Annotated in this window: 12 protein-coding genes; 5 read left to right on the forward strand and 7 right to left on the reverse strand. The window is 67.3% G+C overall.

Translation table 11 applies throughout. The features are described 5' to 3' along the window. A partial coding sequence (locus F816_RS0106035) for a transposase (protein ID WP_019593952.1) occupies window positions 1-316 on the forward strand: 316 nt, incomplete at its 5' end. A 76-nt stretch (window positions 317-392) separates the two neighbouring features. On the opposite strand, the gene F816_RS0106040 is transcribed toward F816_RS0106035, so the two are convergent. From F816_RS0106040 to F816_RS0106065, 6 genes are all read right to left on the reverse strand, one after another. After that, window positions 393-4,268 (reverse strand): AAA family ATPase, encoded by a 3,876-nt coding sequence (locus F816_RS0106040; protein ID WP_019593953.1) that lies wholly within the window; start codon window positions 4,266-4,268, stop codon window positions 393-395. A 153-nt stretch (window positions 4,269-4,421) separates the two neighbouring features. Continuing rightward, window positions 4,422-4,913: a hypothetical protein gene (locus F816_RS0106045; protein WP_019593954.1), complete on the reverse strand. Its 492-nt coding sequence runs from the start codon at window positions 4,911-4,913 to the stop codon at window positions 4,422-4,424. A gap of 188 nt (window positions 4,914-5,101) precedes the next feature. Then, window positions 5,102-5,365: a hypothetical protein gene (locus F816_RS0106050; RefSeq protein WP_018938726.1), complete on the reverse strand. Its 264-nt coding sequence runs from the start codon at window positions 5,363-5,365 to the stop codon at window positions 5,102-5,104. Between the two features lie 17 nt (window positions 5,366-5,382). Continuing rightward, entirely contained in the window at window positions 5,383-6,789 is a 1,407-nt protein-coding gene (locus F816_RS0106055) for a deoxyribodipyrimidine photo-lyase (protein WP_019593955.1), read from the reverse strand. Continuing rightward, window positions 6,789-8,336 (reverse strand): cryptochrome/photolyase family protein, encoded by a 1,548-nt coding sequence (locus F816_RS0106060; RefSeq protein WP_019593956.1) that lies wholly within the window; start codon window positions 8,334-8,336, stop codon window positions 6,789-6,791. Before F816_RS0106060 ends, F816_RS0106055 begins: the two co-directional genes overlap by 1 nt. A gap of 45 nt (window positions 8,337-8,381) precedes the next feature. Beyond that, the gene (locus F816_RS0106065; RefSeq protein ID WP_019593957.1) at window positions 8,382-9,389 is read right to left on the reverse strand and encodes a MerR family transcriptional regulator; all 1,008 of its coding nucleotides are present in this window, start codon (window positions 9,387-9,389) and stop codon (window positions 8,382-8,384) included. Between the two features lie 128 nt (window positions 9,390-9,517). Between F816_RS0106065 and F816_RS0106070 the strand changes: the two genes are divergently transcribed. After that, complete coding sequence (locus tag F816_RS0106070; RefSeq protein WP_019593958.1) at window positions 9,518-11,407, forward strand: thioredoxin domain-containing protein; 1,890 nt, start codon at window positions 9,518-9,520, stop codon at window positions 11,405-11,407. Window positions 11,408-11,719: 312 nt separating this feature from the next. Then, window positions 11,720-13,048 carry a DUF3422 family protein gene (locus tag F816_RS0106075; RefSeq protein WP_026333153.1) on the forward strand — a complete coding sequence of 443 codons (1,329 nt, stop codon included), beginning with the start codon at window positions 11,720-11,722 and terminating at the stop codon, window positions 13,046-13,048. 33 nt (window positions 13,049-13,081) lie between these two features. Here the strand turns inward: F816_RS0106075 and F816_RS0106080 are convergent, their stop codons facing one another. Beyond that, window positions 13,082-13,891, reverse strand: coding sequence for an inositol monophosphatase family protein (locus F816_RS0106080; RefSeq protein ID WP_019593960.1), 810 nt, complete (start codon window positions 13,889-13,891; stop codon window positions 13,082-13,084). A 148-nt stretch (window positions 13,892-14,039) separates the two neighbouring features. On the opposite strand from F816_RS0106080, the gene F816_RS0106085 reads away from it, so the two are divergent. Continuing rightward, window positions 14,040-14,777, forward strand: coding sequence for an RNA methyltransferase (locus F816_RS0106085; protein WP_019593961.1), 738 nt, complete (start codon window positions 14,040-14,042; stop codon window positions 14,775-14,777). 57 nt (window positions 14,778-14,834) lie between these two features. Next, on the forward strand, window positions 14,835-15,662 hold the full coding sequence (gene cysE / locus F816_RS0106090; RefSeq protein ID WP_196801671.1) for a serine O-acetyltransferase: 828 nt from the start codon (window positions 14,835-14,837) through the stop codon (window positions 15,660-15,662). Window positions 15,663-15,716 lie beyond the last annotated feature (54 nt).

Below are 15,716 nucleotides of genomic sequence, written 5' to 3' on the forward strand. Positions count from 1 at the left end.
ACTGACGGTCTACCTCTTACGCGACGAACTCAAGAGACTGTGGTTCCAGCGCAGCCCCGAGCGGACGTACCAGGCGTGGCGGCAATGGGTGCAGCAAGCGCACGAGAGTGGAATCCAGGCCCTGCAGCGCTTCGCACGCCTGCTGGAGCCCTACCTACCCGGCATCGTCTCGCGCTGCCGCCACCGGCTGAACACCAGCGTCGTCGAGGGCATTAACAACACGATCAAGGTCATCAAGCGTCGGGCCTATGGCTACCGCGACCAGGAATACTTCTTCCTCAAAATCCGCGCAGCCTTCCCCGGTAATGCTCGATGAACCCTTTTTTTTTGTGGTGTTGGGATCACACACCGGTAGCGCCTTGGCCGCCGGGCGCTTGTCCCGGCGGCTGATGTCAGGCGAGGCGGGGGTCGCGCTGACGGGGTTCTTCTGTGTCCGGGCGCGGGATGATGCAATGGTTGATGCGCAGGAGTTCGCGTTCGGCCCAGGTCTGCACCTGTGGGTCGGTGGCGAATCGGGCGTAATCGAGCAGGGCCTGGCGTTCGATATTGGGATTGCCCTGTTCGTGGGCGATGCTGCGCGCGCTTTCCAGGTCCTGCCAGCCGTCGTCGGCTTTCCCTTTGCTGCGGGCGAGCAGGGCGACGGCGCGCAACCGGCGGATGGCCGGTTCGAAGGCGAGATCGCCGCGCTTGCGGCAGCCTGTCAACGCCTCGTCGGCGATTGCCAGGCGCTGTTCGGCCGCGATGTCGCTGGCCTCCAGGGCGTCCAGCAGGATGAGCTGGAAGATGGTGTTGACGCCATCCATGATGTGGCGCATCGCCTCGACCTGCTGTTCGATGGCCTGGTAGGCATCGGCCTGGCCCTTCCGGGCCAGGGCCCAACTCTCGAGGGTGATGCCGGCGGCGCGCCACAGTGGGTAGTCGTACTCGCGGGCGATGGAGAGCGCGTGGCGCGCTGCAGGCAGCGCGGATTCCGGGTCGCTGGAGAAAAAGCCGAGTACCGAGCGGAAGGCATATACGAAGGCCTCGGTAGGCCGATGGCCGAGTTGGTCTGCCTGTTGGCACGCGGCATCCATTTCGGTCCAGGCGCGCGCGTGATTTCCCAGATGGAGCAACGTCCAGGCCATGAAGCCCCGGGCGCTGATGGCCGGGTTTTCGGTATGGCGCGCCACCAGGGTTGCGTGGTCGGCGTCGCGATAGAGCTTGACCGCCCGCGTCTGGTGTTCCAGCGCCTCGCCGAAGCGGCCGGTCCAGAAATGGGTGTTGCCCTGGACATAATGGGCCGCGATGCGCAGCAGGCGGTCGCCGGAGCGCTCGGCCAGTTGCTCCATCTCCGCGGCGAGGCGATGAGCCTCCTGGAATCCATGCCAGGAGCCGGCGCCGTGCCACAGGCCCCAGAGGACGCGGAAGTACTGTACCGGGTCCTGTTCCGGGGCGGTGAGGCGCATGGCGCGTTCGAAGATATCGTTGACCGTGCGCGACCCGTAGCCCAGCAGGGCCAGGTTGGAGGCCCCCAGGCCACCCAGGGCGCGCAGGGTGTCACGTTCGTGGGTCGCCAGATCGCCGCTCGCGTGGGCCTCTGGGTGACGCTCCAGGCAGTCCAGGGCGTCTTCGAAGTAGTGCGAGGCCTCGGGCAGGATGCCGCGGGCGAAGGCGGCTTCACCGGCCTGCAGCCAGGCGTTTACGGCCTCCGGATAGCGACCGGCGTGGTAAAGGTGGTTGGCGATGCGACCCCAGTCGGCGGTCTGCATGCCATGCTCGCCGTCTTCCTGCATCAAATCGGCCAGCTGGCCGTGCAGACGGGTGCGGTCGCTCAGCAGCATCGATTCGTAGGCCGCCTGGCGGAACAGGACGTGGCGGAAGCGATAGCGCACACCATCCACCATGCCGGCGGGTTCGATGAAGCCCTTCCCGGTCAGGCGCGTCAGCTGGCGGCGGATGGTATCGGCGGGCTGGCCGCGCAGGCGGCTGAGGATCCGGGTGTCGAAGTCGCGCCCGATGACTGCGGCGGAATGCGCCAGTTCGCGGGCACTGCCGAGCTGTTCCAGACGCGCGACCAGGAGATTGGAGAGTCCTGGCGGCAGGGTTTCGGGCAGCTGGCCGGTGCGGGCGGCTTCGAGGGCATAGCGCGTGAGCTCCTCGAGAAACAGCGGGACGCCCTCGCCACGCTCGACCAGTTGGTTGCGCAGGCCGCTGGAAAGGCGGCCATTCGGGTCCAGACGGTCCACCAGGCCGTGTGCGGCGGCATCGTCCAGGCCGTGGAGGCGGATGTGCTCCAGCGACAGGTCGCGCCAGGAGGAGCGAAAGCTCATGCGGGCCGTCAGGATGGCCATGATCGGTCGGTGATGCAGGCGCTGGTACAGGCGTCGCAGGAACTCCGAGGTACCGGAGTCCATCCAGTGCAGGTCGTCGCAGATGAGCAGGGTCGGTCCATGGGCCGACCGTCGGTGGACCAGTTCGACCAGGGTGTCGATGATGCGGTCACGGTCCAGCCCCTCGTGAGCCAGGCTCTCGGGGCCGTCGGCCTCCGGGTGGGTCAGCCAATGGGCGAGGCGTGGTGCGAGTTTGGGAGGTGTGCCCGCCATCTTGAGGGCGCCTTCGAGGCGCCGCTGGCGGGCTTCGCGCAGGCTATCCTGACCCATCCAGGTGGCAAAGGCCTGACGTACAGGCGCCAGGAGCTGCCGAGTGCGGTCCTCGCGGCACTTGAGCAGGTAGCGTGAGCGAGCCTGCCCGCGGACTTGCTGGTCGAGCCCCCGGGCAAGCCGGCTCTTGCCCAGCCCGGCCTCACCCTGGACCAGCACGAAGCGGACCTCGCTACTTTCCAGGACCTGATCCCAGTGCCCCCGAAGCTGTTGCAGTTCCTTGCTGCGCCCGGTAAGGGGCGTGAGGTCGCGCAGGCTCTGCGCATCCACCCGGTCCAGCGGGCCGGGGTCGCCGGTGACACGGTAGGTACCGGTACCGTCCTCGGTCGCGCGGAAGCTGAAGTACCCCGAGACACGGGCGTAGGTCGGTGCGCTGACGCGCAGGGTGCCGGGATCGGCGTGCTGCGCGCAGTCGTGGACACGGGCGGTGAGCTGGCCGGTCGGATCGGGCAGGTCGGGGTCGGCACCGGTGACGATCAGATCGCTATCCACGGCCAGACGCAGCTTGCAGTCGGCGGGGGCGGTCTCCAGCGCTTGCCAGGCGGCGTGTACGGCGTCGACGGTGGCCTCTTCGCGACCGGCCGGGTAGCCGAAATAAGCCAGCAGGCCGTGTCCCGGGGAGGGAACCACATGGCCGTGATGGCTCAGCAGGACGAAGTCGACGTGCTCCAGGGCGCGGTTCACCTGCTGCTGCTGGATCTCGATGTCGGCTTCCGCGTCGGGCTGGACATGGCAGGCCACGACGGTGACCCGCCGACGTTCCGGGCGCAGGATGGCCGGTTCGGCCTCCTCGGTCTTGACACGCTGGCTAGTGGCCTCGGCACGCTCGGCGCCAAGGATTTCCTCGCGCGTGCGCGCCAGCAGTTCGCCGGGCGCCTTGCCGGCCTCTGCCTCGAGATGGGCATAGTGATCGAGCGCGCGCTTCGGGTGGCCGCTGGCTGCGAGGGCCTTCATCAGGAGGTGGTGCAGGGTCTCGTCGTGTGGCTCCATCGCCAGCAGGCGGTGGAGCTCGGCGAGCAGGGGTTCGCCCTCGTTGGGCTTGGCCAGTGCGACGAGGTTGTGGGTGATGAAGACGAGCAGATTTTGCCAGTGATGGTCACGCTGGGCCTGGGCCCAGGCGGACAGCTCCGGAAGATCCTGCAGGGCGCGCAGTCCCTCGAGGAAGTGCCCGCGGTAGTCGCAGACGATTGCGAGGTTCGGATGTGTGGCTGTGGCTGCGCGGCTTTCGGCAGTGCGGCGCTCGGCGCGGGCACGCTCGGCAGACGCGGCGGTCGTCTCGCGGCTCTCGGCAGTGCGGCGCTCGGCGCGCGCGCGATTCAGGGTGAGGAAGTCGATGCGCGATTCCGGTTGGGGCTGGAAACGCACGTAGCGGGGTGTAGTGTCGAGCAGGGTGGGGTCGCCGGCAGGGAGTTGGCGCCGTAGCTGAAACAGCCCCTGACGCAGGTTGACCCGGGCGCTGTCGGCGTCCAGATCCGGCCAGAACAGGCGGGCCAGTTCCTCGCGCGGGATGCGCCGAGGGCTCTCGGCTGCCACATAGGTGAGGAGCAGCCCGAGCTTCGTCCCGGACAGAGCGGGTATGTCACGGTCCTCCACGCGTACACCAACGGTGCCGAAGGTCGTGATTTCCATATGCGCCAAAGAGGCCTCCCCTTGTCTTTCTCGGCAGTCTTTCGCTGCCATTTGTGACCCGGTCAAATGACCCGGTGACCGTGCCTTTGGCGCGGTCCCGGGGCCGACCGAATGTCCGCCCGACTCGATTGTAGCGGCATTCCGCGGTCGGGGTTAGTCGATGCGTATGGTTGCGTAGCCCTGGTGCTCGTAGCCCATGATCGACAGGAAGGTATTGCCCACCATCTGGATGCCGGGCAATAGATCGTCTTGTTCGAGTTCGAAGCGCCGCGTGGCGATGTTGCAGGCTTCCATGTGGATGCCGTCCAGCTCCAGCAGACCCTCCAGGCGCTCATGGATATGGCGCACTGCGGAGACGTCCTCGAGATCCAGGTGATCGGTGGAGCGGGCGATCAGGCCGGCCGCCCCGCCACGGAAGGCGAAGACCATCTCCGGCTCCAGGCCCTGGCGCTGCATGTCGTCATAGGTCTCGCGGATCACGCTGAGGCGGGCAATCAGGCGTTCCGGTTCGGCAATGGTGATGTCCCAGAGGATGCGTCCGGTGTCCATGCCGGCGATGGCACGCTGGTCGCCGGGCTTGTCAGCAAGTGCCAGGCCGGGGACCAGCAGGGTGCACATCAGGAAGGAGGCGAGAAGGCGTTGCATGGCGTTCGTCCCTTTTACGGATGTCCTGTCTCAAGGGTAGCAGGCCAGGGGAGCACTGATGAATGACACGCAGATGAATGACATGCATCGGTGTTTGCCCCGGTTCTGCGATGCAGGGTTCCGGGTGCGAACGTCAGGGGGGTAATGGAAGGCCGGATCGGGAAAGCGGTCCGGCCTTTACATGCTGCTCAGTGGCCGTGGTGGCCCTTGTGCAGGTATTCCACGCCGTCGAGGCTCTGGATCTCGATTTCGCGGACCGGGGTAAAGCGCGAGGCGCCCGGGCCCGTGATTTCCTCGGTGACACGGATGCGGAAGGGGGCCACGCAGTTCAGCAACTGGCCAACAAAGCGCTTGCCGTCGTGGGTTACACGCACGGGACTGGTCTCGTCGTAGCGGCTGAAGTTGTAGCTGACATTCTTCGGGTAGTACAGATTCTGTTCGGAAAAGGTCATGGTTGGGCCTGTCTGGGTCAGTGGTTTTTTACGGCCTCGAAGGCCTCGAGTGCGGCCTGGCGGCTGGCTTTCAGGTCCACGATCGGGGCCGGATAGCCGCGCGCACCGCCGGCGCCTGGCGCGTGAATATACCGCATTTCGACATCCTTGAGCACGGGCACGAAGCGGCGCACGAAGGTGCCGTCGGGATCGTGCCGTTCCCCCTGGGTTTGCGGGTTGAAGATGCGGAAGTAGGGTGCGGCATCGGCACCGCAGCCGCCGGCCCATTGCCAGCCCAGGGTGTTCGCGGCGAGATCGGCATCCACCAGGGTGTCCCAGAACCAGTGTGCCCCGTGCTGCCAGTGCAGGCGCAGGTTCTTGGTCAGGAAGGACGCGACCACCATGCGCAGGCGGTTGTGCATCCAGCCGGTCTCCCACAACTGCTGCATCGCGGCGTCGATGATCGGAATCCCGGTCTCGCCGCGCTGCCAGGCCCGCAGATCGCGATCGGCTTGGCGCCAGGGGAAGGCCTCGAAGCGTGGGTTGAGCGGTCGCTCCGGGGTGTGCGGGAAGTGGTAGAGCACGTGATGGGCGAAGTCGCGCCAGCCGAGTTCGCGCACGAAGGCCTCGGGGCCGCCGCTGTCCGGGTGCAGGCCGGCCTGGCGCAAGGCGCGCAGGATCTGGCGCGGCGAGATCTCGCCGAAGTGCAGATGCGCCGACAGGCGCGAGGTGCCGTCCTGATCCGGGCGGTCGCGGCCCTCGGCGTAGGCGCGCACGGCGTTGTCGAGGAATGCTTCCAGGCGCTCCCGGGCCGTGGCCTCGCCCGGGGTCCAGGTGGCGCGCAGGCCGCCGGCCCAGTCGATCGCGGGCAGGAGCCCCAGCTGTTCGGGATTGAGCGAGTCGGGCCAGGCCTCGGGTCGCGGGAGCTCGGCGGGTGCGGGCAGCGGGTCGCGGTCGATACCGCGTTGCAGGCAGGCCTTCCAGAACGGGCTGAAGACCTTGTAGGGGCGGCCCTGGCCGGTCGCGACCTCCCAGGGCTCGATCAGCAGGTGGGCATTGAAGCTGTGTACTTCGATGCCGTCGGCGCGCAGCCCGGCCTTGATGTCCGGATCGCGCAGGACGGTGGCGGGATCGTACAGCCGGTTCCAGTAGACGGCGGTGGCGCCGGTCTCGCGCACCAGGGCCCGCAGGGTGTCGAGGCTGGGACCGGCGCGCAGGATCAGGCGCGAGCCCTGCGCACGCAGGTCGTGGTCCAGCGCGTTGATGCTGTGGTGCAGCCACCAGTTGGATGCGGCCCCCGGTTGCCAAGGGGCCTCTTCCTCCGGGGCATGGATGAACACCGGGATCACCGGGCCGCCGCGTTCGCAGGCGGCCTGCAGTGCGGGCTGGTCGGCCAGGCGCAGGTCGCGGCGCAGCCAGACGAGGGTGGGGCCGGGGCTTTGCATCAGATGCGGTCTCCCTGGGCGAGCGTCTTGCGGAGTTCTCCGGCCCGGTCGCGGATGGCTTGCAGGCGGTCGGGGTCCATCTTTTCGACGTGTTTCCACTGCAGCGCGGTGCGCGGGTGGCGGGCGAAGCGGTCGCGGTGGCGATCGAGGAAATCCCAGTACAGCGTGGTGAACGGACAGGCCTTGTCGCCCAAGGCCTCGGACGGGTCGAACGGGCAGTGCGCGCAGTAGTTGCTCATGCGCTGGATGTAGCGCCCGGTTGCCACGTAGGGCTTGGAGGCCATGCGGCCATCGTCTGCATATTGCGACATGCCGATCACGTTGGGGAGCTCCACCCATTCCACGGCATCGACGTAGACGCCCAGGTACCAGGCATGGATCGCGGCAGGCCGCACGCCAAGCAGCTGGGCGAACAAGCCGGTGACCATCAGTCGCTGGATGTGGTGGGCGTAGCCCAGTTGCAGGGTCTGGCCGACGGCCTGGTGCAGGCACTGCATGGAGGTGTCGGCGTCCCAGTAGAGGGCGGGGAGCGGCTGGTCGGCCTCCAGCGCGTTCCACTCGTGCCAGGCCTCGCCAAAATGGAAGTACAGCCCGCGCACGTACTCGCGCCAGCCGAGAATCTGGCGGATGAAGCCCTCGACCGCGGCCAGCGGGGCATGGCCATCGCGCCAGGCCTGTTCCGCGGCGTCGATCACGGTGCGCGGATGGATCAGGTGCAGGTTGAGGGCGGTGGACAGGCGGGCGTGGTAGAGCCAGGGCTGGTCAGTCCACATCGCGTCCTGATAGGTGCCGAAGGCGGGCAGGCGGTGCTGGATGAAGTCGTCCAGCGCCTGTTGTGCCTGCTGCGCGGTGACTGGCCAGTCGAAGCCGTCGGCCTGTCCTGGCAGGTCCGGGAGATGCCGGGCGATGTCGTTCAGGCACTCGCGGGTGAGCGCGTCCGGCGGAAAGGACCGGGGTGGTGGCAGCAGGCCGGGGCCGTCACGCCCGAAATGCCCGCGGTTGTCGGCGTCGAAATTCCACTGTCCACCGGCGGGCTCGTCGCCGTTCATCAGCACGCCCAGGGCTGTGCGCTGCTCGCGGTAGAAGTACTCCATGCGCAATTGCTTGCGGCCCTTGGCCCATTGGTGAAAAGCGTCCAGCGGGACCAGGAAGTGCGGATCGTCCAGGACCTCGAGCGGGATTGCCTGGTCGGCGCAGGCGGCTTGCAGCTGGCGCAGCACGCGGTGTTCGCCCGGCTGCAACACGCGCACGTTTTGCGGTTGGAGGTGTTCGAGGTCGGCGCGCAGGGCGTCGTTCAGGGCCTGCTCGGGGCGTTCCCCGAGGTGGCGGTAGTGGACGGAAAAGCCGTCATCCCGGCGTTCCTTGGCGAAGTGGCGCATCGCCGACAGGAACAGCGCGGTCCGCGCGATATGCGACAGGGCATGTCGGGATTCTTCGGCCACCTCGGCCATCCAGAGCCGGTCCTGCGTCGGGTCCAGTCCCTGCAGACCCGGGTGGTCCGGGGCCAGCTGGTCGCCGAGCACGACCAGAAGGCTGCGCACGGCCACAGGCGAGGCGGAATCGGGCACGGGGCCGGCGCGGGTGGAGCGGGGTTATTCGGGCAGGTGGCGCGAGAGGCGAGCGGCGGCCTCCAGCGGAGGTCCGGGCAGGACCTCGATCTCGCGACCGTGTTCCATCTGCGATAGCTCGAGGGCGGCCGAGCCGGCGAGATAGCAGGGCGGGCCGGCCTGATTGAGGATCGCCTCCACCCGCGGAAGTTCGGGGCTGCGCATCAGCTGCGAGGAGCCATGGATGATCATTGCCGGCGCGCGCAGGCGACGGATCAGCGTATCGAGGCCCTCGGGGCTGGTGGCATCGAACAGGGGCAGGGTCTTCATGCCGCGGCGTGCGCAGGCGAGCTGCAGCAGCATGCCGCCAACCTGCTGGTGGCCGCCGCCCAGCACCAGGCAGGGGTAGGACGGCTCGTCGCAGGCCCGTGTGGCCGAGCGCAACTGATCGGCGAAGGCTGCGGTGGCCCAGGCGGCGAAGATGGCCAGGCGAACCTCGCCCTCGGGACTGTGGCGGGATTCCTCGCGCAGGCGGCGATAAACCTCGAGAAAGGCGCTTTCATGTACGCCGTCCCAGCCGTGCCGCATGACCAGCCGGGTGTAGATTCGATCCAGCTCGTCGGCATCCAGGTTGGCCACCGAGGCATACAGAGCCTCGGCGATCGGATCCATGGTGTGGGGGGCGATCCCGGGGCCGGGGCTGGCGCGGCGTTCACCGGCGGCCTGGGGCCGGGTGCCATCGGCTTCGGGTGATTCGGTCCTGGCGGCGCCATGTGCGGACTCGTCATTCAGCACGCGATGGACTTGCGAGACCGGGATGCCCTGTTCGAGCAGTTCCATGATCCGTTTGATGCGGGCGATGTCACTCAAGCTGTAGAGCCTGTGACCCTTGGGGGTGCGCATCGGCCGGATCAGCCCGTAGCGGCGCTCCCAGGCTCTCAGGGTGACGTCGTTGATCCCCGTCTCCGCGCACACGTGGCGGATCGGGTACAACCCTTCTTCGTCTTGAAGTTCGATGTGCGTCGCGCTCGCCATGGAATAATTGTACGACATTTGTACATCGCATGTACAAGGGGTGTTGCACGATGCGATCCGCGTAATTCCGGGAAAGGGAATGAACCTTCCCTGTCTGCGCGTCCCAAAAGGGTAGCAACCTTTTCTAGATGCTGCTGGAGACTCGCATGTATGCAACCGTCGGAAACCGCTGGATCGGGATGCATGTCCCGTTGTTGCTTGTGGCACTGGCTGCACCCGGTGCGGTTCAAGCCAACCCGGAGATGGCCGACAGTGTGTCACCGTACCTGCGTCTGCATGTGGACGACCCGGTTCAGTGGCGCGCCTGGGATCCGGCGTTGCTGGAAAAGGCCCGGGAAGAACAACGCCCGCTGTTGATCTCCAGTGGCTACTACTCCTGCTTCTACTGTCACGTGATGCAGGAGGAGAGCTTCAAGGACGACGGTATTGCCGAACGGATGAATGCGAACTTTATTCCGGTGAAGGTGGATCGCGAGGTCAATGGGGCGCTGGACAGCTATCTGCTCGAGTTCCAGCGTGCAACGGCCGGTAGTGCAGGTTGGCCGCTCAATGTGGTGGTGACCCCCGACGGTCATGCCCTGACGGGCGTGGTGTATGCCCCGCGTGACCAGTTCGCCGAGTTCCTCGATGGCATCACCCAGCGCCTGGAGTCGGATTACGACCGGCTGGTGGATCTCGCCCGGCGTGGGAGCGAGGAGCTCACCCAGCAACTGCGCAAGGGCGAGGAACCGCTTTCCGAGGGCCGCGCGGGCCGACTGCCGCAGGTCCTGTGGAGCCGCCTGGAGCGTGAGGCCGACGATCTTCAGGGTGGTTTCGGTAGTTCCACCAAGTTCCCCCATTCGCCCTATCTGCACGCGATGCTGGAGGCCGAGCAGGCCGGCACGGCCCCAGGCTGGGTTGCGGAGTTTCTCGAGATCACTCTGGACGAGATGGCCCACTCCGGTCTGCGTGACGTGCTGGGGGGCGGCTTCTTCCGCTACTCCGAATCACCGGACTGGAACGAGCCTCACTTCGAGGTAATGCTGGAGGATCAGGCACAGCTCGCGCTGGTTTATCTGCGTGCCGGTGAGCATTTCGGCCGCGAGGACTGGGTGGATCTGGGGCTCGAGAACCTCGATTTCGTCAAGCGGGACATGGCCCTGCGCGAGGACGAGACGGGTGCGCAGGCGGAGGCTGCGGAGGGCGGTTTCCGCGGGTTCGCCTCCAGCCTGTCGGCCGTGGACGATCAGGGCCGCGAGGGCGGGGCCTACCTGTGGCCGGAAGAAGATATGGAAGCGGCACTCGCGGACCACGACCACCCGGAGCTGGTGCGCGCCTGGTTCGGCATGGAGGGCAGCTCGGTCTTTGATCTTGGCTACCTGCCGCGCAGTGGCGCGGGGATCGAGCAGCTTGCGGAGCGTTTCGACCTGGCAGGGGACGAGGTTCGCGAGCAGGTGGAGTCCGGCCGCGAGGCGCTCATCCAGGCGCGCGAGGCGCGCGGCCTGCCGCGTGACGAGAAGGTGCTGACCGGGGCGCACGGGCTGTTGCTGTCCGCCCTGGCGGAGGCGTCGGTGCACGATGCGCGCTTCCTTGACGCGGGCGCGGCGGTTCAAGCCTGGCTGCTGGAGGTCGCCGCCGCCCCGGCGGAGCTGCCGGCCCTGATGGGTCTGCCCGCCGAGCAGGCGGGCACCGCTACGCTCAACGATTACGCCTACGTCGCGCGCGGCCTGCGCGACTGGGAAGCGGCAACCGGCGAGGGTGAGCATGGCCCGGCCCTGGCACTGCTGGAGGCGGCCTGGGAGCGCTTCCGCGATGGTGATGGCTTCCGTTCGGAGCCGGAGCCGCCGCTGCCGGGGATGATCTCCCAGCGTTTCCACCCGGCGGTGCACCGGCCGTCCCCGACGACCCTGATCTTCCGTCTCAGCGAGGAATGGGCCGAGGACAGCGAGACGGTGGATGCCGCCTTCGCCGACTACGACCTGCGTCCGGGCCGCGCCATCGATGCCGACCCGGAGCAGCACGCCCGCCTGATCCTTTGGCTGCAGGAGCGCGACTAACGGGTGCCGTCTGAATCGGGGTTGTTCGCGTTGCCGCCGCCGGTGTGCGCGAACTACGCTGGGCTCCCCAGGGCCATCCTGGTCGTGCAGGCCGACAGGCTGCGGGCGGCTCGCCCGGCGAGAGGAGTGCTCCGCCCTTCGTGGTGACTGCAATCGAGGTGTCCACCAACATTAGACCAGCACATCGGGCGCTCTAAAGTGAAGTGGATCGGTGCGGCGTCTGGGCCAGCACGCTGTCCTTGCCGTCCATATCCACTTCCGTCAGCGTGGCCTGCCCGGGCTTCTGGAAGCCGTCTTCAGGTTGAATCCGCGATGAAAGAGAGTCCGTCCCTGCCCCCGAGTCACCCCTTGCGGGAGTCGATTCACGACGAAGTCCATGCGCGTTTCTACGAACCGCTGGACGCCCCAGCGACTGCCTCGTGGCTGGCGCTTTTGTCGCCGCGCGACTCTACCGAGCGCGAACGCGAACTGGTGGCGGAGCTCTGCCGTCGTTTCGGCGTGAACGAGCCGGTCCCGCAGAAGAACTTCGTCGCCTGCGATCTGGGGCCGTTTCGCTTGCGCTGGGAACGCCACAACGAGTTCTCCACCTGGTCATTCTTCGTGACCGGAGAAGCCTTCAGCGACCCGTTCGCCAACCCGGCGATCAACCGCGTGCCGGCCGACTGGCTGAGCGAGCTGCCAGGGAGCACCATCGCCGCGATCCATCTGGCGCTGGAGTCGCGTGACATGCCGGAGCGGTCCTTCGAGCAGCTGGAAGCCGTATTTGCTCCGCACCCCATCGTCGGCAACGGCGTTGCTGGCGGGGATGGCCTGGTGTGGACCGATTTTCGGGTCCACGACGACGGTTTCTCCCGCTTCCTGGTGCGCGATGTCGATCTCACCCGGCGTGAGGCCGGGCGTATCGTCCAACGCCTGTTCGAGCTGGAGACCTACCGGTTGCTGGCCCTGCTGGCGCTCCCTCTGGTCCGCGAGTTGATGCCGGAACTGGACGAACTCGAGGGCCGGCTGAACGACATTAACGGCGAGATGGCGGGGATCACCGAGCAGTTCGCCGCATCCGACCGCGAGCAGCAGTTGCTGGCGGTGCTCTCCGACCTTGCCTCCGACGTCGAGCGCCTGAGCAGCTATGCCGGCAGCCGTTTCCACGCATCCCGCGCCTATGCTTCGCTGGTGAGCCGAGGCGCTGAGGAACTGAGAACCAAGCGCATGCCGGGGCTGCAGACCCTGTGCGAATACCTGGGCTGGCGCATGGATCCGGCCATGGGTACCTGCGCGTCGCAGGCGGAGCGGCTGGAGGTGCTGTCCACACGCATCCACCGCACCGGATCGCTGTTGCGCACCCGGGTGGACGTGGCGCTGGAACGGCAGAACCGTGACCTGCTGAGTTCGATGAACCGGCGCGCCGACCTGCAGTTGCGCCTGCAGCGGACAGTGGAGGGGCTTTCGGTGGTGGTGATCAGCTACTACCTGACCAGCCTGGTGGCCTACCTGTTACGTGGGCTGGACGAGGTCGTTGCGTTGCAGTTACCGGTGAATATGGCCATCGGGATGGCGGTGCCGGTCGTGGTCGCGGGGGTGTGGTTCTCGCTGCGGTTGATGCGCACGCGCATCGAGCGCAAGGTCAGGCGCGGCGGGGGCTGACACTCGGTGCCCGGGGTGGGCGCGAGGCCTGCATTAGTCGGTGCGGGAGGTGGCTTCCTTTTCGGCCTTGTGCAGGCGCTGGAGCATGGCCTTGAGGACCTTCGGGTTGCCCGCGACGACGTCGCCGCGGCGCATCACGTCCGGGTTGCCCTGCCAGTCGCTGACCACGCCGCCGGCTTCCTGCACGAGGAGCAGGCCGGCGGCCATGTCCCACGGCTGCAGGCCCATCTCCCAGAAGCCGTCGAAACGACCGCAGGCGACCCAGGCCAGATCCAGTGCGGCGGACCCGGGCCGGCGCACGCCGGCAGTGCCCGGGACCAGGTGGCGCAGGCTGCTCAGGTAGCGCTCCAGGTCCTGGCCCTCGCGGAACGGGATGCCGGTGCCCAGCAATGCGCCGTTGAGGTCCTTGCGTTCGGAGACGCGGATACGGCGGCTGTTGAGGAAGGCCCCGGCGCCGCGCGTGGCGGTGAACAGCTCTTCCTTCAGCGGGTCGTAGACCACCGCCTGTTCCAGTCGGCCCTTGTGCTTCAGGGCGATGGAGATGCCGTACTGCGGGATCTCGCGCAGGTAGTTGGTGGTGCCATCCAGCGGATCGATGATCCACACGAAGTCAGCGTCGCTGCCGCTTTGCTCGCCGCCTTCCTCGGCCATGATCGAGTGGTCGGGATAGGCACGGCGCAGGGTGCTTACGATGGCCTGTTCGGCGGACAGGTCGACATCCGACACCCAGTCGTTACGGGCCTTTTCGCGGGTGTTCATGCGATCCGGCCGGCCCCAGGCGCGGGTGGTGATGCGTCCGGCCTCGCGGGCCGCCGATACCGCCGTGTTCAGCATGGGGTGCATGGGGTGTCTCCTGGTGTTCTTCGGGGTGTCCGGCGGACGCGCGCACGCGCCGCGGGAAGGCCGCGAACAATACACAAGCCGCTCTTTTTTGGGAAGTCGAGAGCCCCCCTGTGTACAATCCGCGGGCTTTGCAACGGAGACTCCACGAATGGAAGAACGCCTGGACCGGGTGCGGGTTGTGCTGGTCGGTACGACCCATCCGGGCAACATTGGCTCCGCCGCACGCGCGATGAAGGCCATGGGGGTAACGGATCTGGTGCTGGTGGCGCCGGAGCGGTTTCCCCATGCCGATGCCACGGCGCTGGCGTCCGGGGCCGATGACCTGCTGGCGCGGGCGCGCGTGGTGGATGACGTGGCCGCCGCGGTCTCCGACTGCGTGTGGGTGGTGGGCACCAGTGCCCGGCTGCGCACCCACTCGGTACCGGTACTGGGCCCGGACGTGGCGGCCGGGCAGGCGCTGGCGAACGCCGCCGAGGGACCCGTGGCGCTCGTCTTCGGACGTGAACACAGTGGTCTGACGAACACCGAGCTGGATTACTGCAACGCGTTTGTGCAGATCCCGACCGTGCCGGATTTCAGCTCCCTGAACCTGGCCGGCAGCGTGCAGGTAATGACCTACGCGCTCCGCATGGCGGCCCTGACCGGAATGGATCCCGGGCAGGCGGGTACGGCTGGGGAGGCACGCGACCCGCTCGCGACCCAGGCGGAGATGGAGGGTTTGTTCCGTCATTTCGAGCAGGCCCTGACGACCATCGAGGTGCTCGACCCGGACAATCCGCGCAATCTGATGCGGCGCTTGCGGCACCTCTATATGCGCGCCGGACTGACCGGCAGCGAGGTGCGCATGCTGCGCGGTATATTGACGCACACGGAAAAGGGCCGCTGAGGGCGCCGGAAACCGGCGTGATAACCTAGCGGATGACTCGGGATTTGAGGCCGGCCCATGTTTGACAGGATGCGCGAGGACATTCGCTGCGTGTTTGACCGCGATCCGGCGGCACGCAACGCCTTCGAGGTGCTGACCGCATACCCCGGCCTGCATGCGCTGTGGTATCACCGCCTCGCGCACTGGCTGTGGAACCATCGGATGCGCTGGCTGGGGCGCGTGATCGCGAACTTCAGCCGCTGGGTGACCGGCATCGAGATCCATCCGGGGGCGACCCTCGGCCGACGGTTCTTTATCGACCATGGCATGGGGGTGGTGATCGGCGAGACCGCCGAGGTCGGCGACGACTGCACGATCTACCACCAGGTGACCCTGGGCGGCACCACCTGGGAAGGCGGCAAGCGCCACCCGACGCTCGGCAACGAGGTGGTGATCGGTGCGGGTGCCAAATTGCTGGGCCCGATCCACGTGGGCGACCACGCGCGCATTGGCTCCAACGCAGTGGTGCTGAAGGATGTTCCGGCGGAGGCGACCGCGGTCGGCATCCCCGCCCGGGTGCTGGGCCCGCGGCCCGAGCCCGATCCGCGCTTCCAGCAGATGGCGGACCGCATGGGCTTCGATGCCTACGGCCTGTCGCGGGACATGCCGGATCCGGTGGCCAACGCGATCCATCGCATCGTGCAGCGCGTACACGACCTGGACGAGCGCATGGAACGGGCCTGCCAGGCGCTCAAGCGCGCCGGTATCGATCCGGGCGAGGCCCTGGGCGAGGACGATTCGGGCCCGCTGGAGGCCTGTGATCTGGAAGGTCTGGAGCCGGACGAGTGCGAGGTTCCGCCGAACTTGGCGACCCAACAAGAACGTAAACAGCAAGGGAATACTTGATCGTTTTGCTCGGGTATTGCTAAGCTTGCCGGCAAATGACTGACAAGTGCACTC

It is taken from the genome of Thioalkalivibrio sp. ALM2T (assembly GCF_000381505.1).
Lineage (GTDB): Bacteria > Pseudomonadota > Gammaproteobacteria > Ectothiorhodospirales > Ectothiorhodospiraceae > Thioalkalivibrio > Thioalkalivibrio versutus.

Coding starts and splice junctions, on each gene's coding strand:
- F816_RS0106040 (WP_019593953.1), bottom strand. CDS start 4,268: ATGGAAATCACGACCTTCGGCACCGTTGGTGTACGCGTGGAGGACCGT.
- F816_RS0106045 (WP_019593954.1), bottom strand. CDS start 4,913: ATGCAACGCCTTCTCGCCTCCTTCCTGATGTGCACCCTGCTGGTCCCC.
- F816_RS0106050 (WP_018938726.1), bottom strand. CDS start 5,365: ATGACCTTTTCCGAACAGAATCTGTACTACCCGAAGAATGTCAGCTAC.
- F816_RS0106055 (WP_019593955.1), bottom strand. CDS start 6,789: ATGCAAAGCCCCGGCCCCACCCTCGTCTGGCTGCGCCGCGACCTGCGC.
- F816_RS0106065 (WP_019593957.1), bottom strand. CDS start 9,389: ATGTCGTACAATTATTCCATGGCGAGCGCGACGCACATCGAACTTCAA.
- F816_RS0106070 (WP_019593958.1), top strand. CDS start 9,518: ATGTATGCAACCGTCGGAAACCGCTGGATCGGGATGCATGTCCCGTTG.
- F816_RS0106075 (WP_026333153.1), top strand. CDS start 11,720: ATGAAAGAGAGTCCGTCCCTGCCCCCGAGTCACCCCTTGCGGGAGTCG.
- F816_RS0106080 (WP_019593960.1), bottom strand. CDS start 13,891: ATGCACCCCATGCTGAACACGGCGGTATCGGCGGCCCGCGAGGCCGGA.
- F816_RS0106085 (WP_019593961.1), top strand. CDS start 14,040: ATGGAAGAACGCCTGGACCGGGTGCGGGTTGTGCTGGTCGGTACGACC.
- cysE (WP_196801671.1), top strand. CDS start 14,835: ATGTTTGACAGGATGCGCGAGGACATTCGCTGCGTGTTTGACCGCGAT.